This window comes from Caldisericum exile AZM16c01 (genome assembly GCF_000284335.1).
GTDB lineage: Bacteria > Caldisericota > Caldisericia > Caldisericales > Caldisericaceae > Caldisericum > Caldisericum exile.
Genome location: NC_017096.1, coordinates 1,068,244 through 1,089,378 on the forward strand (window position 1 = coordinate 1,068,244; position 21,135 = coordinate 1,089,378).

31 protein-coding genes, 6 tRNA genes and 1 other annotated feature are annotated in these 21,135 nt (G+C 36.5%); all 37 genes read right to left on the minus strand.

The window, feature by feature from the left end:
• Nucleotides 1-14 precede the first annotated feature (14 nt).
• Nucleotides 15-554, minus strand: coding sequence for a 50S ribosomal protein L10 (rplJ, locus tag CSE_RS05300; RefSeq protein ID WP_014453617.1), 540 nt, complete (start codon nt 552-554; stop codon nt 15-17).
• A 5-nt stretch (nt 555-559) separates the two neighbouring features.
• Nucleotides 560-695 (minus strand) — a sequence feature (ribosomal protein L10 leader region).
• 1 nt (nt 696) lies between these two features.
• Nucleotides 697-1,395 carry a 50S ribosomal protein L1 gene (gene rplA / locus CSE_RS05305; protein ID WP_014453618.1) on the minus strand — a complete coding sequence of 233 codons (699 nt, stop codon included), beginning with the start codon at nt 1,393-1,395 and terminating at the stop codon, nt 697-699.
• Between the two features lie 46 nt (nt 1,396-1,441).
• Nucleotides 1,442-1,876: a 50S ribosomal protein L11 gene (gene rplK, locus CSE_RS05310; RefSeq protein ID WP_014453619.1), complete on the minus strand. Its 435-nt coding sequence runs from the start codon at nt 1,874-1,876 to the stop codon at nt 1,442-1,444.
• 11 nt (nt 1,877-1,887) lie between these two features.
• Nucleotides 1,888-2,436, minus strand: a complete 549-nt coding sequence (gene nusG, locus CSE_RS05315; RefSeq protein WP_014453620.1) for a transcription termination/antitermination protein NusG — start codon at nt 2,434-2,436, stop codon at nt 1,888-1,890.
• Between the two features lies 1 nt (nt 2,437).
• A complete protein-coding gene (gene secE, locus CSE_RS05320) occupies nt 2,438-2,689 on the minus strand; it encodes a preprotein translocase subunit SecE (protein WP_014453621.1) in 252 nt (83 codons plus the stop codon).
• A 7-nt stretch (nt 2,690-2,696) separates the two neighbouring features.
• Nucleotides 2,697-2,772: transfer RNA gene (locus CSE_RS05325), tRNA-Trp, on the minus strand.
• On the minus strand, nt 2,771-2,923 hold the full coding sequence (gene rpmG, locus CSE_RS05330) for a 50S ribosomal protein L33 (protein ID WP_014453622.1): 153 nt from the start codon (nt 2,921-2,923) through the stop codon (nt 2,771-2,773). Before rpmG ends, CSE_RS05325 begins: the two co-directional genes overlap by 2 nt.
• 13 nt (nt 2,924-2,936) lie before the next feature.
• The gene (tuf, locus tag CSE_RS05335; protein ID WP_014453623.1) at nt 2,937-4,148 is read right to left on the minus strand and encodes an elongation factor Tu; all 1,212 of its coding nucleotides are present in this window, start codon (nt 4,146-4,148) and stop codon (nt 2,937-2,939) included.
• 53 nt (nt 4,149-4,201) lie between these two features.
• Nucleotides 4,202-4,277: transfer RNA gene (locus tag CSE_RS05340), tRNA-Thr, on the minus strand.
• Nucleotides 4,278-4,303: 26 nt separating this feature from the next.
• Nucleotides 4,304-4,380, minus strand: a tRNA-Met gene (locus CSE_RS05345).
• Nucleotides 4,381-4,383: 3 nt separating this feature from the next.
• Nucleotides 4,384-4,458, minus strand: a tRNA-Gly gene (locus CSE_RS05350).
• Between the two features lie 3 nt (nt 4,459-4,461).
• A tRNA-Tyr gene (locus tag CSE_RS05355) sits at nt 4,462-4,548 on the minus strand.
• Between the two features lie 2 nt (nt 4,549-4,550).
• Nucleotides 4,551-4,626, minus strand: a tRNA-Thr gene (locus CSE_RS05360).
• A gap of 68 nt (nt 4,627-4,694) precedes the next feature.
• Nucleotides 4,695-5,378: a hypothetical protein gene (locus CSE_RS05365; protein ID WP_014453624.1), complete on the minus strand. Its 684-nt coding sequence runs from the start codon at nt 5,376-5,378 to the stop codon at nt 4,695-4,697.
• Nucleotides 5,379-6,026, minus strand: coding sequence for a glycerol-3-phosphate 1-O-acyltransferase PlsY (gene plsY, locus CSE_RS05370; protein WP_014453625.1), 648 nt, complete (start codon nt 6,024-6,026; stop codon nt 5,379-5,381). It abuts the gene before it with no gap.
• Between the two features lie 38 nt (nt 6,027-6,064).
• Nucleotides 6,065-6,595, minus strand: coding sequence for a sigma-70 family RNA polymerase sigma factor (locus tag CSE_RS07950; RefSeq protein WP_014453626.1), 531 nt, complete (start codon nt 6,593-6,595; stop codon nt 6,065-6,067).
• On the minus strand, nt 6,579-7,337 hold the full coding sequence (rlmB, locus tag CSE_RS05380; protein WP_014453627.1) for a 23S rRNA (guanosine(2251)-2'-O)-methyltransferase RlmB: 759 nt from the start codon (nt 7,335-7,337) through the stop codon (nt 6,579-6,581). Before rlmB ends, CSE_RS07950 begins: the two co-directional genes overlap by 17 nt.
• Nucleotides 7,330-8,826, minus strand: coding sequence for a cysteine--tRNA ligase (gene cysS / locus CSE_RS05385; RefSeq protein ID WP_014453628.1), 1,497 nt, complete (start codon nt 8,824-8,826; stop codon nt 7,330-7,332). Before cysS ends, rlmB begins: the two co-directional genes overlap by 8 nt.
• Nucleotides 8,819-10,249 carry a glutamate--tRNA ligase gene (gltX, locus tag CSE_RS05390; RefSeq protein WP_014453629.1) on the minus strand — a complete coding sequence of 477 codons (1,431 nt, stop codon included), beginning with the start codon at nt 10,247-10,249 and terminating at the stop codon, nt 8,819-8,821. The genes cysS and gltX overlap by 8 nt, the downstream gene beginning before the upstream one ends.
• A gap of 103 nt (nt 10,250-10,352) precedes the next feature.
• Nucleotides 10,353-10,742 carry a 30S ribosomal protein S9 gene (gene rpsI, locus CSE_RS05395; RefSeq protein ID WP_014453630.1) on the minus strand — a complete coding sequence of 130 codons (390 nt, stop codon included), beginning with the start codon at nt 10,740-10,742 and terminating at the stop codon, nt 10,353-10,355.
• A complete protein-coding gene (gene rplM / locus CSE_RS05400) occupies nt 10,742-11,188 on the minus strand; it encodes a 50S ribosomal protein L13 (protein ID WP_014453631.1) in 447 nt (148 codons plus the stop codon). Before rplM ends, rpsI begins: the two co-directional genes overlap by 1 nt.
• Before the next feature lie 92 nt (nt 11,189-11,280).
• Nucleotides 11,281-12,039, minus strand: a complete 759-nt coding sequence (locus CSE_RS05405) for a tRNA pseudouridine synthase A (RefSeq protein ID WP_014453632.1) — start codon at nt 12,037-12,039, stop codon at nt 11,281-11,283.
• Nucleotides 12,032-12,832, minus strand: coding sequence for an energy-coupling factor transporter transmembrane component T family protein (locus CSE_RS05410; RefSeq protein WP_014453633.1), 801 nt, complete (start codon nt 12,830-12,832; stop codon nt 12,032-12,034). The genes CSE_RS05405 and CSE_RS05410 overlap by 8 nt, the downstream gene beginning before the upstream one ends.
• Nucleotides 12,825-13,673, minus strand: a complete 849-nt coding sequence (locus tag CSE_RS05415) for an ATP-binding cassette domain-containing protein (protein WP_014453634.1) — start codon at nt 13,671-13,673, stop codon at nt 12,825-12,827. The genes CSE_RS05410 and CSE_RS05415 overlap by 8 nt, the downstream gene beginning before the upstream one ends.
• Nucleotides 13,661-14,467 (minus strand): ATP-binding cassette domain-containing protein, encoded by an 807-nt coding sequence (locus CSE_RS05420; RefSeq protein ID WP_014453635.1) that lies wholly within the window; start codon nt 14,465-14,467, stop codon nt 13,661-13,663. The genes CSE_RS05415 and CSE_RS05420 overlap by 13 nt, the downstream gene beginning before the upstream one ends.
• A 6-nt stretch (nt 14,468-14,473) precedes the next feature.
• Nucleotides 14,474-14,830, minus strand: coding sequence for a 50S ribosomal protein L17 (gene rplQ / locus CSE_RS05425; RefSeq protein WP_014453636.1), 357 nt, complete (start codon nt 14,828-14,830; stop codon nt 14,474-14,476).
• A gap of 10 nt (nt 14,831-14,840) precedes the next feature.
• A complete protein-coding gene (locus CSE_RS05430) occupies nt 14,841-15,755 on the minus strand; it encodes a DNA-directed RNA polymerase subunit alpha (protein ID WP_014453637.1) in 915 nt (304 codons plus the stop codon).
• Nucleotides 15,756-15,770: 15 nt separating this feature from the next.
• Nucleotides 15,771-16,400: a 30S ribosomal protein S4 gene (rpsD, locus tag CSE_RS05435; protein WP_014453638.1), complete on the minus strand. Its 630-nt coding sequence runs from the start codon at nt 16,398-16,400 to the stop codon at nt 15,771-15,773.
• An 11-nt stretch (nt 16,401-16,411) separates the two neighbouring features.
• Nucleotides 16,412-16,801, minus strand: a complete 390-nt coding sequence (gene rpsK, locus CSE_RS05440; RefSeq protein WP_014453639.1) for a 30S ribosomal protein S11 — start codon at nt 16,799-16,801, stop codon at nt 16,412-16,414.
• A 9-nt stretch (nt 16,802-16,810) separates the two neighbouring features.
• A complete protein-coding gene (gene rpsM, locus CSE_RS05445) occupies nt 16,811-17,182 on the minus strand; it encodes a 30S ribosomal protein S13 (RefSeq protein ID WP_014453640.1) in 372 nt (123 codons plus the stop codon).
• Between the two features lie 10 nt (nt 17,183-17,192).
• A complete protein-coding gene (gene rpmJ / locus CSE_RS05450) occupies nt 17,193-17,306 on the minus strand; it encodes a 50S ribosomal protein L36 (RefSeq protein ID WP_014453641.1) in 114 nt (37 codons plus the stop codon).
• Between the two features lie 14 nt (nt 17,307-17,320).
• Entirely contained in the window at nt 17,321-17,536 is a 216-nt protein-coding gene (gene infA, locus CSE_RS05455; RefSeq protein ID WP_014453642.1) for a translation initiation factor IF-1, read from the minus strand.
• An 11-nt stretch (nt 17,537-17,547) separates the two neighbouring features.
• Entirely contained in the window at nt 17,548-18,294 is a 747-nt protein-coding gene (gene map, locus CSE_RS05460) for a type I methionyl aminopeptidase (RefSeq protein WP_014453643.1), read from the minus strand.
• Nucleotides 18,281-18,937, minus strand: a complete 657-nt coding sequence (locus CSE_RS05465) for an adenylate kinase (protein WP_014453644.1) — start codon at nt 18,935-18,937, stop codon at nt 18,281-18,283. The genes map and CSE_RS05465 overlap by 14 nt, the downstream gene beginning before the upstream one ends.
• Nucleotides 18,934-20,202 (minus strand): preprotein translocase subunit SecY, encoded by a 1,269-nt coding sequence (gene secY, locus CSE_RS05470; protein ID WP_014453645.1) that lies wholly within the window; start codon nt 20,200-20,202, stop codon nt 18,934-18,936. The genes CSE_RS05465 and secY overlap by 4 nt, the downstream gene beginning before the upstream one ends.
• Nucleotide 20,203: 1 nt before the next feature.
• Nucleotides 20,204-20,626, minus strand: a complete 423-nt coding sequence (gene rplO / locus CSE_RS05475) for a 50S ribosomal protein L15 (protein WP_014453646.1) — start codon at nt 20,624-20,626, stop codon at nt 20,204-20,206.
• On the minus strand, nt 20,613-21,116 hold the full coding sequence (gene rpsE, locus CSE_RS05480) for a 30S ribosomal protein S5 (RefSeq protein WP_014453647.1): 504 nt from the start codon (nt 21,114-21,116) through the stop codon (nt 20,613-20,615). The genes rplO and rpsE overlap by 14 nt, the downstream gene beginning before the upstream one ends.
• Nucleotides 21,117-21,135: the final 19 nt, after the last annotated feature.

The window sequence follows — 21,135 nt, forward strand, 5'->3', positions numbered from 1 at the left end:
TTAAAAATTTTAATTTATGCTGCTATGCTTTCTTTTTTATCTTTAATTTGGTTTAAGACAGTAACCAAATCTCTCTCCGGTTTTGAGAGAACAGTAACAAGCCTCTGAATTGGTGAATTCATGAGGTATAAGAGTTTTCCAATAATAACTGGCTTTGGAGGAAGTTTTGAAAGTTCAACAAGTTCTGGGCCAGTTAAATATTTGCCATCTACAAATCCACCCTTCATTTCGAAGAAAGGCTTTTCATCTGCATCTTTCGCTTCAACAAACTTCTTTGCAAGTTCAGTAGGATCCATTGAAGATACAACGAGTGCAACATTACCAATAAAAATGTTCTGTGGGACATCCACAGAAAGTTCTTTACAGGCAATTCTCAAAAGGTCATTTTTAACAACTCTGTAATAAATGCCTGAAAGTTTAAAATCTTTTCTGAGGTTTGTAATATCGTTTGCCTTTATACTTTTAAAGTCTACAAAGAATACACTCTGCTCGCTTATCTTCTTCAGTTTTTCCTCAATCTCATCGATAATCTTTCGTTTTTCTTCTCTCTTCATAGAGCCTCCTTAAATAAAAACCCCGGTTGTTGCCAACCGGGCGAAAGAGGTAAACATGCAACTCTATTCTTTCAACCTCGGTTGGCAAACTTTAAGGGGAACATCCCCACCAACTGTCTTCGGTTTTAAAGTTACTTCAATTTTATGCTCTTAAAAGTTCATTAACGTTTACCTTCACCGCAGGCGACATCGTAAGTGATAGGTAAACTTTCTTCACATACTGTCCTCTTACAGAGGCAGGTCTTGACTTAATAATTGCAGAATTTAAAGCAAGTAAGTTCTCTTTAAGTTGTTCAGGTGTAAATGATGACTTTCCAATAACAGTATGGATAACGCCAGTCTTATCAACCCTAAACTCAATTTTTCCTGCTTTAAATTCCTTAACGGTGTCGTAGATGTCCATCGTTACAGTACCAGACTTTGGACTTGGCATGAGTTTTCTTGGCCCGAGGATCTTTGCAATACGCCCAAGAGATTTCATCATGTCAGGGGTTGCAATAGCAACATCAAAATCAAGAAAACCTTCTTTTTCGATTTTCTGGATTAGATCCTCACCACCAACATAATCAGCACCGGCATCTTTTGCTTCTTGTGCCTTATCTGCCGTTGCAAAAACAAGGACTTTTACACTTTTACCAGTTCCATGTGGAAGTGTAATAACGCCACGCACATTTTGGTCTGCTTGTTTTGGGTCAACATTCAACACATAAGTTGCTTCAACTGTTTCATCAAACTTTGCGCTTTTGAGATTTCTTACCGTTTCAATTGCTTCATCAATTGAGTAGGCTTTTTGCCTATCAATCTTCTTCAAAAGTTCTAAATACCTTTTTCCTCTTTTCACTCTAACCTCCTTGTGGTAAAAGACCTTCAGTCTCCCACAAATTTACTTAACCTTCAATGACCGTAACACCCATGTTCCTTGCAGTACCCTCAATTATACGGGTTGCAGCCTCAAGGTCTGTGGTGTTAAGGTCTTTCATTTTAATCTTAGCAATTTCCATAAGTTGAGACCTTTTTATCGTCCCAACTTTCTTCTTGTTTGGCTCAGGAGAACCTTTCTCAATCTTTAATGCCTTTTTAATTAAAGAAGAAGCAGGTGGAGTTTTTAAAATGAAATCAAAACTCCTATCCTCATAAACTCTAATCAAAACAGGTACTATATAGCCTTCCTGTCCCTGAGTTGCCGCATTGAACCTCTTGCAGAAGTCCATTATATTAATACCTTTAGGTCCAAGTGCAGTACCAACAGGAGGCGCAGGAGTGGCCTTACCTGCTTCTAATTGGAGTTTTACAAGTCCAACTAATTTCTTTTTCTTGGCCATATAAAATCACCTCAAACTTTCTGAATGTATTCGCTCTGTATTTCAACAGGCATTTCTCTTCCAAACATTTTTAGCACAACTCTTGCGGTTCCTTTTTCTTCATCTATTGCTTCAACCACACCTTCCATATTTTTAAAAGGTCCCACAAGGATACGCACTCTATCATTAATATCGAAATGCAATTTTTCTTTTGCCTTTTCTTCGGTTACTCGCTCTTCAACTATCTTCCTAATTTCCTCTTCGGAAATAGGCGTAGGTTTTCCTGTGGGGCCAACAAAACCTAAAACACCAGGTGTATTTCTTACAACGTACCAAGACTCATCATCCATAATCATCTTCACAAGAATATACCCGGGGAAAACCTTTACAGGTTTTATTTTCCTTTTGCCTTTTTTATCGACTACACTGTAGTAATCTACTGGCAAAAGAACCTCAAGGATACGGTCTTCTAAACCGTATCCTTTTATTCTATCCTTAAGTTCATTAAGAACTTTCTGTTCCTTCCCCGAGTATGTATGTACAAGATACCAGCGAGGAACCTTAGTTTCGTCTTCTCTCATATTATTTACTCAATACCAGTTTTAAAAGTTGTGCGAACAAGAAGTCCCACAAACCTATATACAAAGCCCAGAATACAAGAAATCCAACAACAACTGACGAATCTTGTAATAGTTCTTTCCTTGTAGGCCATTTAACTTTATGTCTCAATTCAACCCAAACGCCTCTTACAAAATCCTTAAAAGAGGTCTTTGGCAAGGTTACGGTTTGTGTAGATGTCGTTTTATTTTTTACTGCTTGTTCTTTGTCTTTCATAATTTACTGGCAGGCCCGGAGGGAATCGAACCCCCAACCTACGGTTTTGGAGACCGTTGCTCTACCAATTGAGCTACGAGCCTATGCCTTTACCTCCTTGTGCACAGTGTGTTTCTTACAAAACTTACAATATTTCTTAATCTGTAATTTATCCTTATTATTTTTCCTGTTAATAGTGGTAGAGTAATTTCTTCTTTTACACTCAGTGCATTCGAGTAGAATTATATCCCTCATGTCCTATTTCCTCTTACTCAATAACCTTTGTAATAACTCCAGCACCTACAGTTTTACCACCTTCACGGATAGCAAATCTCTGAGTTTCTTCAAGAGCAACAGGATAGATGAGTTCAACAGTCATATCAACGTTATCACCTGGCATTGCCATCTGAACGCCTTCAGGAAGGGCAATTGTACCTGTTACGTCTGCAGTTCTTAAGAAGAACTGAGGTTTGTAACCTGTAAGGAAGGGTTTGTGTCTTCCACCTTCTTCTTTACTCAAGATATAGACACGTGCCTGGAATTTTCTGTAGGGTTTAATGGAACCAGGTGCTGCAAGTACCATACCTTTTTCAACTTCTTCGTGGTCAATACCTCTAAGGAGGACTCCGATGTTATCACCTGCTTGTCCTTCATCGAGGATTTTTCTGAACATCTCGATGCTTGTTGCAACAGTCTTCTTTGTCTCAAAGGAAAGACCAACGATTTCTACTGGATCACCAGTTCTAATGATTCCTCTTTCAACTCTTCCTGTTACAACTGTACCTCTTCCAGTGATGGTGAAGACATCTTCAATGGGCATAAGGAAGGGCTTATCAATTGCTCTTTCTGGGGTTGGGATGTATTCATCTACTGCATCCATAAGTTCCCAGATTTTATCTGTCCATGGATTCTTTCCACGGGAGATATCACCCTCTGCCTCAAGTGCTTTGAGGGCTGAACCTCTAACTACTGGTACTTCATCTCCTGGGAATCCATACTTGGAGAGAAGTTCTCTTGTTTCCATTTCAACAAGGTCAATGAGTTCTGGATCATCAACCATGTCTACTTTGTTGATGAAAACAACAATTCTTGGTACGTTGACCTGACGAGCAAGAAGGATGTGCTCTCTTGTTTGAGGCATTGGTCCATCTGTTGCTGCAACAACGAGAATTGCACCATCCATCTGTGCTGCACCGGTGATCATGTTCTTGATGTAGTCAACATGACCGGGGCAGTCAATGTGAGCATAGTGCCTCTTCTCGGTTTCATACTCAGTGTGGTGGACGTTGATGGTAACGCCTCTTGCCTTTTCCTCAGGTGCGTTGTCAATTTCATCGTACCTCTTGGGTTGAGTTTTACCAAGAGTTGCTAATACTTTTGTAATTGCTGCTGTAAGGGTAGTCTTACCATGATCAATATGACCAATGGTACCGATGTTTACGTGCGGCTTTACCCTTTCAAATTTTTCTTTCGTTGCCATGTTGTACCTCCTTCGCAATCTCTATTATATATAATTTTCATCAATCACAAAAATGGAGCCCACGACCAGGATTGAACTGGTGACCTCGTCCTTACCAAGGACGCGCTCTACCGACTGAGCTACATGGGCTCAAGAGAACACTGAAAATAAATTAATGGTCGCGGGGGCTGGATTTGAACCAGCGACCTCCGGGTTATGAGCCCGACGAGCTACCTGACTGCTCCACCCCGCAACCTGGAGCGGGAGACGGGAATCGAACCCGCGACGATCAGCTTGGAAGGCTGATGCTCTACCACTGAGCCACTCCCGCACATGGTGGGCAGGGAGGGATTCGAACCCCCGAAGGCGCACGGCCAACAGATTTACAGTCTGTCGCCTTTAACCACTTGGCTACCTACCCACTGGAGCCGACGAGCCGACTTGAACGGCTAACCTACTGATTACAAGTCAGTTGCTCTACCCGTTGAGCTACGTCGGCATTCCGAATTTTATTATACGAATATTACGCTGTTTGTCAAGAGGTAATTCTTCTTTTAGAGGCATTGCTTACGGGTTTTTTATTCTCGTTAAACTTTTTGGTCCTGTGCCTTTGTAGATGAGCTTTCCATTTTCAACTTTTAGAGTTTCAATATATAAATTTGGAATTGTAGGTATTAAGGATTCAATCTTATTTTCTACATAAGAAATATTTTCTCTTTTAAGAAGATTTGATGGGACAGGTATGAAGCCAACAACAACACTTTGAGGCTCAATATGGACTTGATTATTTTGAACGTATATAACTCCCTTTGCATATACTGGCGCAGAATCTGGAATAAAGGAAGGAACATATTTTTTCTCGTCTTCAGTTAAAGCGTAATTTGAAAGGGCCTTAAAATCAACATTAGCACCTGCCTCTATGGTGCCATCATTGTTAATTTTAACTTGAACGTTTTTAAAGGCAAAATAAGACGGTCTATTTTCATTAAGCCATGCAGTTATCTCTTCTTGAGTATATGTTGTACCCACATTTACCTTACCTGACCACACATATTTATAGTCCTTAACCGAACCAGATTGTGGTGCTTTATCCTTTGTTAATTGTGATTTTTTAATGACATTCTGATAATCTTTTTCGGCGTATCTTACGCCAAGATCACGTGGTTTACCTTTAACGTTTAGAGAAAGAAATCCGCCGATTATAACTAAAATTGCAACTAACCAGACTAAGACTTTAATTAACTTTTTCATTTAAGTCCCCCTTTTTTTATTTTTAAAATCAAGTTTAAATAACCTTAAATAAGATCTATTTGCCATTATTTCCTTGCCTTCAATTATATTTTTAATATTTCTTCTATGTGAAATGACAATTAAAATTGGAAAAAGCAAAAGTATAAGTAAAAAAATTGGATCCTTATATAAAATAAATGCAAAGAATGGAGAAAAACTACTTCCTACAATTGAGCCTATTGCAACATATCTTGTAATTAATAAAACAAAAATAAACACCAAAAAGCACAACATTGTATCAAGTGGTACAACTGCTAATCCAACTCCAAATGATGTTGCTACACCTTTCCCGCCATTGAAACCCTTCCGAAAAATTGGAAAAATATGACCTGCAACACACAAAATGCCTGCAACTGCAGAAATATAAATTGAATGATTGAGTGCTTTTGCAATACAAACCGCCAAAAACCCAAAAGAAGCATCAATAATAAGAGTTAAAAGTGCAGGAACAATTCCTAAATTTGCAAGAATATTTGTTGCACCAATATTTCCACTACCATAACTTTCAACATCAAAGTTGTAAATAAACTTAGAAATCAAGTGTCCATTGGGAATAGCACCAAGAAAATAAGATATTACAAAAATTAGAAAGATTTCCGTACCCTCCATATCCTATTATAACGTGAATTCCCTAAATTTAAAATTGGCTATTTAGGAGTGTTTATGAATTGCTTTGCCTTTTTTTTGATTCTCTGTATTGCGTTATCTATAGATTTATAATCTTCTGAAAGAACGTTAGCAATTTCCCCGATCTTTAAACCATCAAGATAAAGTTCAAATACTTTAAGTTCCCTCGGTGTAAGAGTTTTTTTAAACTCGTCTATCTCTTCTTTAACTTCAACTTCGTTCTCAAAGTCGTATATTTTTGAAATTGCCTCTTCAAGTGGAACCTCAAATTTCCTTTTCCTTAAAAAATCAAGAATTCTATTTCTAACATTTATGAATAAAAAATTTTCAAAACTGCCGTGATTTTCATTGTAAGCATCGATACTTTTAAGTGCTGCTAAAAGCGCCTCAAGGTAAAGGTCGTCTTTGTCTTCTTTTGAAAGAAAAAGCCCATAATAACGAACAATCTTCTTAATAAATGGGGTGTAAATCTCAAGAATTTCTTCTTGAGCATTTCTGTCGTGCGCTTTTGCCAACTTAAGAAGTTCGCTTAGGTTATTTATACTCTCCATTTTTTAATTTTTCTTCGAATGCCTTAAAAAGAATTATTCCAGTTGCAACGGAAACATTCAAGGAATTAACTCTGCCTCTCATGGGAATTTTTACAACATAATCACACTCCTTAAGCAAACCTTTTCGAACTCCATCTCCTTCATTCCCCATAATGAATGCAAAGGGATGATTTTTGTAATCAATTTCAAAGTACAGGTCTTTTGCGTTGAGATCAGTTCCAACAATCCAAACACGATTTTCTTTTAACTCAGAAATAGCCTGAGCTAAATTCGAAACCTTATATATATTTACATGAAATACAGCACCTGATGAAATAGACATAACAGTTTCTGTAACCTCGCACGATTCACGCTCTTGAATTATGATGTCTTTAACGCCTGCACATTCTGCCGCCCTTACGATTGCCCCCAAATTTTGAGGATCTTGGATACGATCCAGTATTAGGATTAGACTATTTTTCTTAATTTTCAGTTCAGAAATATCCTTATACTCGTATGGAGCACCAACCGCAATTACACCTTGGTGATTCATTATTTTAAATCTCCTATCAAACCAATTTTTTTCCCTAAAAAGCACCTGAATTTCATTTTTGCGAGTATGGGTGAGAATTGCATTCAGAATATTTTCTTTGAGATCAATACCCTCTTGGATTATAACAAGCCTTATGGGGTAATGTGCTCTCAATGCCTCAAGCACAGGGTTTCTTCCTATAATAAAATATTCATTTTTTATTTTATCCATTTGTCGCCTCTAATCTGTATTTTGTTCCCTCTTTTGTATCTTCCAAAATTATTCCGATTGATTTAAGTCCGTCCCTTATTCTATCTGAAAGTGCAAAATTCTTCTCACGCCTAAATTTGTTCCTTATCTCAATCAGAGTGTTAAGGACAGAAACAGGATCAGCCAAATCTTTGTCTTCAAGCTCTTTTTTGATATCCTCAACTTCAAGAAACTCTTCAAGAATTTGCTCGATTTTCTCTTTAAATGAAAAATCAATATTTCTTTCAACTCCTATTCTATCAAAACCAAGGATATAGAACATATCCCCAAGGATAGAATCAAGCAAAATCAAATCATCCTTAGATACGCTGTCTTTATTAGCATTGAAAAATTTGAAGACTTCAAAAAGTACAGAAATTGCAACAGGAGTATTAAAATCATCATCCATTGCATTTAAGAATTGCTCTTTCCATTTAAGTATTTGCTCTTTTATTGATGCTGTCCCTGAAGTTTCTTTTGTCAAATATTTCTTCAACTCGAGATAACTATTATGTAAGTATTCGTAGTTTTTGCGTGCAACTTCAAGGCCCTCAAGATCAAAATTCAATGGTTTTCTATATGAAACTGATATATAGAATAGCCTCAAAACTTCTCCATCATAATCTTCCAATAGTGTGTGAAGATTGAAAAAGTTGCGAAGTGATTTGCTCATTTTTTCCTTGTTTACATTGAGCATTCCATTATGTACCCAAAACCTTACAAAAGGTTCAACACCAGTGTATGCCTCGGATTGAGCAATTTCATTTTCATGATGAGGGAATATTAGGTCATCTCCGCCGCCGTGAATATCAAATGAGTTTCCAAGAATTTTTAGAGTCATCGCAGAGCACTCAATGTGCCACCCTGGGCGTCCCTTTCCCCATGGACTATCCCATGAAGGCTCTCCTTCCTTTGCCTTTTTCCAGAGGGCAAAATCAAGTGGATTTCTTTTTTCTGGATTAACTTCTATGCGCGCACCTGCTTGTAGTTCTTCAATATTTCTGTGAGAAAGTTTTCCATAATCACTAAACTTACTCACATCAAAATAAACTCCATCGGAAATCTCATATGCATAGCCTTTATTTTCAAGTACTTTCACCATTTCTATTATTTCGGGAATAAATTCAGTTGCTCTTGGATATGCATATAGTGGAAGAACATTCAGTCTTTTGAGATCCTCAAGGTAGATTGAAGCAAACTTCTCTGCAAGCTCTTTAAAATTAACTTTAAGTTCATTTGATCTTTCAATAATTTTATCATCAATATCAGTAAAGTTAGATATATGAATTACCTCGTATCCAAGATAAGTAAGATATCTGTGAATCACATCGTAGACAACAGCAGAACGCCCATGCCCTGCGTGTGCATAATCATAAGGAGTAAGCCCGCAAACATACATGTAAACTTTGTTTGGTTCCCTTGTTGTAAATTCTTCAAGTCTTCTTGAAAGATCATTATAGATCCTAAGCATTCAGAACCTCCAGAACACTTTCTAATCTTCTAACAGTCTCGTCCTTTCCAATAAAATATATAAACTCATGCACTTCCATTCCTTCTTCTTTCATCGTAATAGCAAGGCGTAACGGGAAATAAAGATTCCTTCCTTTGATTTTAAGCCCTTTGCCGAGTTCACGAATGAGTGCTAAAACTGAATCTATCGTAAATGGTTCAAGAGTTTTTAGCCTAATCATAAACTGTTCAAGAAGTTCTTTTGCATTGTATTCTTTGAGTTTTTCGATGATTTCTTTTCTTATTTCATACTTCTCAAAAAGTTGCAAAGATATTCTCTCAACATCCCTTATAGTATCAAAATGCTCTTTCATTGCGTCAATAAAAGAAAGCCACCAGTCCTTGGGCTTTTTGCTAAAATCAAGACTAATTTGTGTGCCAACATCGTAAATTCTTTCAGAAGAAGTCTGAGTAAGATACTTATGATTCATCCATTTTAGTTTTTCAAAGTCAAAGATAGCAGGTGCTTTATTGACATTTGATAGGTCAAAGAGTTCAATGAGTTCTTCTTTTGTAAAGAATTCTCTATTGTCTTTGGGAGACCAACCAAGGAGAGCAAGGAAGTTAAACATTGCTTCAGGAAGAATACCCATCTCCCTAAACTGTCCTAAGGATGTTGCACCATGTCTTTTGGAGAGTTTTGTTCTATCTGGTGCAAGGATAAGGGATATATGTGCAAATGTAGGAAGAGAGAAGTTGAGTGCTTCAAAGATGAGAATCTGTTTTGGAGTATTTGAGAGGTGTTCTTCTGCTCGTATCACATGGGTTATTTTCATGAGGGCATCATCAATTACTGTTGCATAGTTATATACGGGAAGGCCATTGGATCTTCTTATTACAAAGTCTTTGAATTCGTTTGAGTTAAAGACAACATCTCCTCTTACAAGGTCATGGACTACAATTTCTTTGTTTTCTTCTACCTTGAAGACTATGGCAGGGGTGAGTCCTTTTTCTTTGAAGGATTTTCTTCTTTCTTCTGTTTCATTTTCTTTTAATTTTCTATAGGAGAAGGTTTTAAGTGTTTTTTCGTACTCTTCACGGATTGAATCTACTTCTTCGTCTGTGTAGTAGAGTTCATAAGCAAAACCATTTTGAAGGAGGATATCGATGTAGTGGTTGTATATATCAAGGCGTTCTTTTTGCCTATAGGGACCAAAATCTCCCCCTTTTAGGTATCCTTCATCCCAATCAAGGCCAAGCCATGTTATGTCCCTTATCATGCTATCAATGGCTTCTTTGGTTGAACGTTTTTCATCTGTATCATCAAGCCTTAAAATGAATGTCCCTTTATTGTGACGAGCAAATAGATAATTGAATAATGCAGTTCTTGCATTACCTATGTGTATCTCTCCTGTTGGAGAGGGTGCATAACGAACTCTTACCACGTGTACCTCCGAAAAAAAGATTTAATTCAATACATTATAATAATGAAAACCACAAAAATAAAAAAGGGGCACAAGCCCCTTCTCTTTAGAGTAGTAATTTGAATTATCTCTTTCTGTACTGACGGTCTTTTCTTGCAGAGTGAAGTCCGTACTTCTTTCTTTCCTTTTCCCTCGGGTCTCTTGAAAGTAGGTGAACGCTCTTTAGAACAGGTTTTAAAGATTCGTCAACTTTGAGTAGAGCACGAGCAATACCAAGTTTTATTGCGTCAGCCTGCCCCCTGAACCCTCCGCCTTCAACATTTGCTCTAATATCAAACTTGTCTTTTAAATTTGTAATTTCAAGAGGCTTGAAAACTTCAGGTAAAAGGGATTTAACATTAAAGTACTCATTAACATCCCTTCCGTTAATTCTAAATTTACCGGTCCCAGGAGTTAATATAACCCGAGCAGTAGAAGTCTTTCTTCTTCCAACCGCTAAAATTACCTTATCCATTATTCCTCCTTAGAAAGTGTAATCACACGTTCAATTTTAAACTCTTTGGGATAATTTGCATCACTATAAACCTTAAGTCCCTTAATCATTTTTCTTCCAAGTCTGTTCTTTGGAAGCATAAGTTTAACTGCGTGAGTAATAAGGAATTCTGGTTTTCTTTGAAGAATATCCCTTAAAATGTATGATTGCATATTGCCAACATACCCTGTATGTTTGTAGTAAATTTTGTCTGTAAGTTTTCTACCTGTAACTTTTACTTTCGATGCATTTATTACGATAACATTATCTCCCATATTCACATTAGGAGTAAACGTTGCTTTGTGTTTACCTCTTAAAATAGAGGCAGCAAGCACGGCAACCCTACCAATTGATTCACCTTCTGCATCTATAAGTACCCATTTTTTATTTACTTCGTAAGGCTTCAGAAATTTTGTTATTTTCATCATATCTCACATCCTCCTAAATTAACATATCCGTATAATAATATCAAAATTTTCAATTTAGTCAAGAATAAAATTATGCATTTTCAAAATTCTTATTAGTAGATCACGTTAACAAGAAAAAGCGGTTCTGGTGGTAGAACTTGTCTTGTAAAAGGTACCTTTTTCCCAAAAGAAAAGGGGTCAAGGAGAATTCGCGTATCTATATAACCTTGCGCACCTTTAAGTACGTAATAAACCATTCTCCTAACCATATGATACAGAAATCGATCACCGTGAAAATAGAGGATTGTTAGCGATCCTCTTTCTATATAACCTGTATCAAAAAGTTCACAAATATTATTCCTATCCTTCTGTGATTTATCGACATTAGCAAAAATTGAAAAGTCATGTTTTCCTTTAAGTCCATCAAGTGCAATTTTAAGCATATTCATATCAAGAGGTTCCTTATAAATATACACATATGGCATAAGAAACATAGAATTTTCAAGATCAGATGAAACAAGATATGCATATATTTTGCTTTTTGCACTTTTTCTTGCATGGAATGTAATAGGTACTTCCCTTACTTCTTTTACAAAGATTCCCTCATCAAAAAGAAGGTGATTCATTTTATTTTTAAGCCAATAGTAATCGATCAAGTCGTCATAATAAAAGTTGAGGTATTGATTTAAAGCATTTACACCTGCATCAGTTCTTGCCGCACCATAAGTATTAACTGGAGCTCTTAAAACAGTTTTTAAAACCTTCTCAATTTCTCCTTGTACCGTTTTTTCATCTTGTGGATGGTTTGACTGTTTCTGAAATCCTGCAAAATTTTTTCCTATGTACTGAACCCTCATTAGATAGTTATGCATAAACACCCTCCATCACAAAAAGAATAACTGTAAAAACGACCACAAAAATAATCGCCAAAATTTCATTTTTACCAAACCTACTTACTCTATACGAAGTTCTTTTCATACCCAAAATAAAGCCCCTTGACTCCATTGCTATAGCAAGTTGATCTGCTCTATTAAAGGCATTAAGAATTAAGGGTAAAATGACGGGAAGAAAACTCTTTGCACGCACAAACAAATTTCCACTTTCAAAGTCAGCACCCCTTGCCATCTGGGCTTTCATAATTCTATCGGCTTCCTCAAAAAGTATTGGCACGAATTGAAGAGAAATTGAAATCATCAAAGACAATTCTTCAACGGGAAACTTAAACATCTTCAAGGGCAAAATGACATTTCTAAACCCAAGTGCAAGGTCAGTTGTTGTTGTAGTTGATGTAAGTAAAAAAGTGAGAATTGTGAGAATGACAATTCTAATTGCAATATATATGGAAAGATTTAGTCCTTCTCTAGTTATTTTCAGTATCTTAAAGTTTATGATAACCATTCCAGGGGTAAAAAATAGTTGAAAAAAAAGCGTAAACAGCAGCAAAAATATGACCGGTTTAAAAGAGGCAATGACTGATTGAAAAGATAATCGAGAAAGCAAAACAAGAAAAACTGCAAAAGAAAGGAAGAGAAGATAAGCCTGGATTGTTTTAAGAAAAAAGAGGAAGATTACAAGATAAAAAATAAGGATTATCTTGAGTGTTGGATTTAATTTGTGAAAAAAAGTTTGCGTATATTGGAATTGTCCAAAATAAAATTTAGCCATTGTACACGCTTCTTTTCCTTAATAAATATTGGACAATAGAATCAAAATCTTCAAAATCTTCACAATCCGGAAAACATCTTGATAGGTATTTTTTCACCTTAACTAAAAATGGGAGTTCAAGGCCAATACTTTCTACAAGTTCAGTATTGTTAAAAAATTGAGATGTAGCACCGTCAAAAAAAATTCGCCCTTCATTTATTGCAATGACCCTTTTGGAAAGCAAAAATGCTTCATCCATATCGTGGGTTACAAAAATAAGCGTTCTATCTTTTGAAATTCTTTCTTTAAGATATGAAATAATACTTGATTTACCACTAAAATCAAGATTTGAGGTTGGCTCGTCCAAAATAAGATACTTTGGATTCATAACAATAATACTTGCAATTGCAACTCTTCGCTTTTCACCACCTGACAACTCAAAAGGTGATTTTTGTAAGTAACTATCATCAAGCCCAACATCAAATAGGGCCTTTACCACAGCGTCTTTTATTTTGTCTTCCCCAATACCAATATTTCTTGCACCATATGCAACTTCCTCAAAGACAGTTTCGGCGAAGAACTGCATTTCAGGATGCTGAAATACAACGCTTATTTTTTTAACTATCTCTCTTCTTTTAATTTTTTCTTTCGTTATATTGAATTCGTCAATAATTACTTCACCCTTTGTGGGTATAAGTAGGCCATTTAGAACCTCTATAAGCGTTGATTTTCCAGATCCAATTCTTCCTACAATTGCAACGCGCTCATTTTCCCCTATTTGCAGATTTACATCAACCAAGGCTTCTTTTTTAAATCGTGTATGTGGATCATAAGTAACAGAAACTTCTTTCAGTTCAAGCATAATTCACTCACTATCTCTTCCAAATTAAGTGAGAATCTTTCAATAAGTCCACTCTCAAGGAGTTTTTTTGAGAATATTGCTTCATTCAAATTTGAAACATTTACGCTTGCAAGAAAATCAACATCTCCAAATACCTCGTAGGGTGTTCCAGTTTTAACAATATAGCCTTCATTTAAAACAATTATTCTATCTGAAAAAACTGTTTCCTCTGGATGATGCGTTATATACAACACACCTTTACCAACGCTTATTTCACGAATCGTTTTTAAGATCATTTTTCTATTTATTGGATCAAGAAGAGATGTTACCTCATCAAAAATGATGTAATCTGGCTCAAGTATAAGGACTGAAGCGATGGCAACTTTTTGTTTTTCTCCACCTGAAAGAAGAGAGGGTGGAAAATGCAAAAAACTCTTTATACCAAGTTTTTCAGAAATTTCAAGAATTTTCATTTGGATTTGGTTTCTTTCAAGTCCCATATTCTCAAGACCAAATGCAAGATCATCTTCAACAGTTATGCCAACGAATTGGTTGTCAGGATTTTGAAAAACTACTCCAACTTTAAATTTTGCCATACGATTTATATCTATATCTTTAAGAGAGTTTCCGTCTAAGAAGACTTCGCCTTTTTGAGATAATAAAAGCCCGTTTGAAAGACGGGCTATCGTAGATTTTCCTGAACCGTTTGACCCAATTATTGAAACAAACTCACCTTTCTCAACACTAAAATTAATATCTCTAAGAACCCAAGAGTCTCCATTATACGAAAAAGAGACGTTTCGAAACTCGAGCATGAGTAATTATTCTTTAACAAGTTCAATGAGGACAAGAGGAGTTCCGTCTCCACGTCTATACTTTGCAAGTTTTAGAATTCTTGTGTACCCACCGGGTCTATCTTTATACTCTTTTGCAAGTTCAAAAAGTTTGTAAACTGCTTCTTTATCAAATAAAACAGAATGTGCATATCTTCTCGTATTTAGGTTATCTTCCTTTGCTTTTGTTATCAATTTATCAACAATCCTTCTAACTTCCTTTGCCCTTGCTTCAGTAGTTTCAATTCTCCCATTCAGGATTAATGAAGTTGCAAGGTTCCTAAGGACGCTCTTCCTATAACTTGGATAAAATCCCAATTTCCTCAACGAAATTCCATGGTTCATATAGCACCTCCTACTCTTTAAGTTTTAACCCCAATTTACTTAACGCTTCTTCAACACTCTTAAGAGAAGCAGTACCAAATTTATCGAGGTCCAAAAGATCCTTTGCGGAATATTTTATCAAATCTCCAACTGTATTTATGTTATTCTTAACAAGAACGTTGTATGCTCTTTCTGGAAGGTTAAGTTCTTCTATCTTCATGTTCTTAACATCGTCAGAAATATCGCCTACTTTACTTCCGTTTAGAAGTTTATTAAATGCGTTCGAATAATCAAGAAGTACATTTATTGTCTCAATTAAACACTGCCTTGGTGATTTATTGCCCTTCGTTTGCACCCCAACGATAAGCGCATCGAAATCAACAGATTCCTCAAATCGAGTTGGCTCAACCCTGAAAGTTGCTTTTACCACTGGTGAAAAGTTTGCATCAATCGGAATTACCGTTTGAGGAAAATCTTCAAGTTTTTCTACCGCATCTTCAAGCAGATAACCTTTTCCTCTTCTTATGTAAATTTCACCAGAAAGTCTGCCTTTTGAAGAAGAGATTGTTGCAATATGAAGATCGGGGTTATGAATGGTAACTTCACTTGTATGGATAAGATCCGAAGCTTTTAATTCTCCTTCCCCAGTTTTTTCAAAGCGTAAAATTGTCTTATCAATTGCTTCCATTGAAAGAATGAGTTTCTTAACATTTAGGATTATTTGCTCAACGTCCTCAACAACGCCTTCAATAGTAGAAAATTCGTGTATAACCCCATCTATATAAATACCAACAGGAGCAACGCCAACAATAGAACTCAAAAGTATTCGCCTAATAGCAGTTCCCAAAGTTAAACCAAACCCACTTTCGAGTGGTGCAAATTTAAATTCTCCGTAATTTCCTTCTTCTTTCAAAACTTCAAGAGAAACTTCCTCTAATTTCCACATGTTCTCACTTCCTTATTACTTGGAGTACAACTCGACTATTAAAGTAGGATTGATATCAAGCGCAAGTTCTTTAACGTTAGGAAGTTCTTTCACAACTCCTCTAAATGAGTCCTTATTAACCTCAACCCAGTTGGGGAAAGTGTTTCTTTCTTCAAGAGTTGTTTTAATAATTGGAATTTGTCTTGAGGATTCTTTTATCTCCACAACATCACCCTTGTTAAGGATTATAGAAGAAACATTTACCTTCTTGCCGTTTACAAGGATGTGACCATGTGAAACAAGTTGTCTTGCTGTTCTTCTATTCGGCGCAAAACCCATTCTATACACAACATTATCAAGTCTTCTTTCGAGAAGTTCAAGTAGTTTATCGCCTGTTGGTATTTCCTTTTGCCTTATTGCGATATCAAAGTATCTTCTAAACTGTCTTTCCAAAACTCCGTACATAGCCTTAACCTTTTGCTTTTCCATTAAGTGGAATTTATAATCGGTAGGCTTATTCATGTGTAGGACAATCTGTTTTTGTCCAGGAATACCACGTCCTTTCTCAAGAGGACAATTTTTCGTATAGCATTTATCTCCCTTGAGGAAGAGTTTCTTTTGTTGTGCTCTACAAATTCTGCAAAGAGGTCCATTATAAACTGCCATCGCTATCCTCCTTATACCCTTCTAAGTTTTCTCGGTCTGCAGCCGTTATGAGGAATAGGTGTAATGTCCTTTATCTCATCAATTTGTAAACCTGCAGATTGTAATGCTCTAATTGCAACTTCTCTACCTGGTCCGCCGCCTTTTACAAGGACAGAAACTCTTTTTGCTCCAAGGTTAATTGCTTCTTCTGCCGCCTTTTGAGCTGCAACTTGTGCTGCAAAAGGGGTACCCTTCTTTGTGCCTTTGAAACCATTACTTCCAGCAGAAGACCAGCAAACAACGTTGCCTTGTTCATCGGTTACAGTAACAATTGTATTATTGAAAGTAGAATTTATATATACCTTAGCAGTACCTGCTATTTTCTGTACCTTTTTCTTTGAGCTTGTCTTACCTTTTTTCATCTTACCTCCTTACGCACTCTTTCTAACAGATCCAACAGTCTTCTTTGGACCTTTTCTTGTTCTTGCATTCGTTCTTGTCCTCTGACCTCTCACAGGTAAATTCCTCTTATGTCTAATACCCCTGTAGCAGTTAATTTCGATAAGCTTTTTTATGTTGTTAGCAACAATTTTTCTTAAATCACCTTCAACAACATACTTCTCTCTTATTACATCATCAATTGCTTTAATTTCTTCAGGAGTTAAATCTTTTACCTTCTTAAGAGAGACATTCGCTTCCTTCAAAACATCGTAGCAATTATGCTTACCTATTCCGTAAATATAGGTAAGTGCAACATCTATCCTTTTTTCTCTCGGCAAATCAACGCCTGCTATACGTGCCAAAGTTCACCTCCTACTTTTGTCTTTGTTTATGTTTAGGGTTCTCACAGATCACCATGAGTTTTCCCCTTCTTCTTACTATTTTGCATTTTGGACACATTTTTTTAACAGAAGTTCTTACTTTCATTGTACCTCTCCTTTCTAAAGTCTATAAACAATTCGTGCCTTAGTAAGGTCATAAGGACTAAATTCTAATTTTACTCGGTCTCCCGGTAAAATTTTTATAAAATTTAAACGCATTTTACCACTTATCGTTGCAAGAACGATTTTTCCGTTTGCAAGTTTTACCTTAAACATCGTGCCTGGAAGAGTTTCCACAACAACACCTTCTGCTTCAATTACTTGATCCTTACCCATGAAAACCCTCCTCACTCCGTTAGAAGTTCCACATGGTCTTCAAAAATTGCAACAGTATGTTCAAAGTGAGCGCTATTTGAACCATCTACCGTTTTAACAGTCCAACCATTTTTATCAACATACACTCTATAATTTCCTGCGGTAATCATCGGTTCAATCGCAAGTGTCATACCTGCTTTTAAGGAAATACCTGTCCCAGGTTTTCCATAATTTGGAACAGAAGGATCTTCATGGAGGTTTCTTCCGATTCCATGTCCTGTATAATCTCTCAACACTGAGAAACCATTACTTTCCACAAATTTCTGAATGTTATATCCAATGTCGTATAAGTGAGCACCAACATGTATTGCAGCAATACCTTCAAAAAAGGCCTTTTCAACAACTTCAACCAGTTTTACATCTGTATCGCTTTTTGGGGTACCTGCAATTTTTGTAAATGCTGCGTCAGAGTAATATCCGTTGAGTATTACTCCTCCGTCAATTTTAACTACATCGCCTTCTTGAATTACTCTATCCGAGGGAATTCCATGGATTACCTCATCATTTATAGAAATACAAAGAGCATTAGGATAACCCCTGTATCCCTTAAAAGCGGGAACCCCACCGAGTTCATAAATTCTTCTCTCGGCTAATCTGTCAAGTTCAATTGTCCTTACTCCAGGTTCGATTTTTTCTTTAATCATATCCAACACCAATCTTAGTATTTTACCAGAATTTCTCATTTTTTCAATTTCTTCTTTTGTTTTAATTACAATCATTCACGACCTCTATTAGGTCCTTGTTAACTTTTTCAGGGGAGTTGTTTGCATCGCAACTTTTAAGTATACCTTTTTTCTCATAAAAATCAAGAAGGGGTTTCGTGCTTTTTAGATAAACTTCGATTCTATTTTTAACTGCATCAACTTTATCGTCTTCTCTTTGGATCAATTCGCTACCACAAATATCGCAAATATTATCTACCTTCGGGGGAGAAAAATAGATATTATAGACAGAACCACAGTTTTTACATATTCTTCTTCCTGAAAGCCTTTTAACGAGTGTATCGAAGTCAACATCAAGAAACAGGACAAGGTCGATTATCGCATCTCTTTCTTTTAAGTACCTATCAAGAAATTCTGCTTGATTTATTGTGCGCGGAAATCCATTCAAAATATAGCCGTCCTTAAGGTTATAATTGGAAAGTGCATGTGCAAAGAAGTCATTCATAAAATCATCAGGGACAAGATTTCCACTTTCTGTTAATTCCTTAAACCGCAAACCAAAATCAGTTTTTTCATTTATTTCTTTTCTAACTAAATCACCAGAGGAAATGACTGGAATATTAAGGGCTTTCCCAAGCATTTTACCTTGTGTATCTTTTCCTGCCCCAGGAGGGCCAAGAATTACAAGGCGTTTTTTCATTTCAAGAAGCCCTCGTATTGCCTCATGAGGAGATATGCTTCCACTTCCCTCATCGTTTCGAGCGCAACGCCAATAATGATGAGGAGGGACGTTCCTCCAAACACAAAAGAAGTAATTGTCATCTTCCTAAATACAAGATTTGGAATAACAGCAACAAGTCCAAGGAAGATAGATGTTGGAAGAGTTATTTTTCTTAAAACCGATGCAATATATTGAGCAGTAGGTTCACCTGGTCTTATTCCTGGAATAAATCCTCCATATTTCTTAAGATCATCTGCTAACTTAATTGGATCGTAGGTCATTTCTGTATAGAAGAATGTAAATCCAACAATGAGGAAGAAATAAATAAGGTTATATGAGATGCTTGTTGGAGTTCCAAAAATTGGCTGTGCTATGTGTTTAGTAAACCATGAATTTGGGAAGAACTGTCCAATTGTTGCAGGGAATGCCATAAAAGAAACCGCAAAAATTATTGGCAAAACTCCTGCTTGGACAAGCCTTAGAGGTATATATGTGGTTTGACCACCATACACTTTTCGACCCACAATTCTCTTTGCATATTGCACAGGTATACGCCTTTCAGATTGATATGCAAAAATTACAAGAACAAGAAGAACAACGAATGCAAGGAATTCACCAATAACACTTGCAAAACTAACTGCTTGTGCAGAAAGTTTCTGACCAATTTCTACAAAACTTACAGGAATTCTACTTATAATGCCAGCAAAAATTATAAGAGAAACACCATTTCCAATTCCCCTATCGGTCATAATTTCACCAAGCCAAAGCACAAGGTAAGATCCTGCAATAAGGCTTGCCATAATCACCAATTTGAGGAGTATGCTTTGGTTAACAAGATAGTTTCTAAAAATTACAATAACAGAAAATGCTTGAAGTGCTGCAAGCGCAACTGTTAAATATCGTGTGTATTGTGCCATTTTCCTTTGCCCTTCTTCTCCGCCTTCTCTTACAAGTGCCTCAAGAGAAGGAATTACATAAGAAAGAAGTTGAAGGATAATCGATGCGTTAATATATGGGAAAACAGAAAGTGCAAAAATCGAAAAATTCGTATAACCACCACCAGAGAACAAGTCCATTAAAGCAAGGAAACCGCCCTGTGAAAGGAGATTTGAAATTTGAGCCCTATCAATACCAACAACAGGAATATATGTTCCGAGCCTAAAAAGGATAAACAAGAAGAGAGTAAAGTAAATTCTTTGTCTTAGTTCTTTTAACTTAAACGCTCTTCTAATTGTTTCCCACATATTAGATTACCTCGACTTTCCCTTGCGCTTTTTCTATTTTCTCTTTTGCTTGTTTTGAGAATTTGGAAGCTTTCACGACAAGAGGAATGCTAATTTCACCTCTTCCTAATACTTTCACTTTACCCCCAAAAAGTTCGTTTAGATTAATTTCTTTTTCGGTTCCTGCAATTTTTTCGAGGTTTTCTACATTAACTTCAATATATTCTTCCTTCTCCAAAGGTTTAAATCCTTTATACTTTGGCAGTCTCCTGTAAATTGGGGTTTGACCACCTTCAAATCCCTTTGCTTTTACTCCACCTGAACGAGATCTCTGTCCTTTGCAACCATAGGTAGAATACGTACCTTTACCAGAGCCATTACCGCGACCAACTCTCGTTTTTTCTTTCTTAGAATGGGCTTTTGGTTTAAGATCACTTACTTTCATCTTTGCCTCCCTCTTTTACCTTTCGCAGTTCGCTAATTCTCAAGATTTTTTCCATGTCCCTAAAAGCCTTCAACGTTGCTTGAGCAACATTTAGAGGATTTGAAGAGCCAAGAGATTTAGAAAGTAGATCCTGAACACCCGCTTTTTCTGCAATCATTCTAACGACACGTCCTGCTACAAGACCTGTTCCCTGAACTGCTGGTGCAAGAAATACGTGTGCCGTATCCTTTCTTGCAGTTATTCTCATAGGAATTGTATTGTTTTTCAAGGGTACAGTAACAAGATTTCTCTTTGCGTCGTTTATTGCCTTTTGAATTGCGGATGGAATTTCTCTCGCTTTTCCAACACCTACACCAACTCTGCCCTTTTTATCTCCAATTACAACAGCAACTCTAAAACGCAAAATCTTTCCACCTTTAACAACTTTTGAAACTCTATCAATTTGCAAGATAGATTCTTCAAATTCTTTTACTTCTGTTCTTCTATCCATCGTAGCCACATGACCCTCC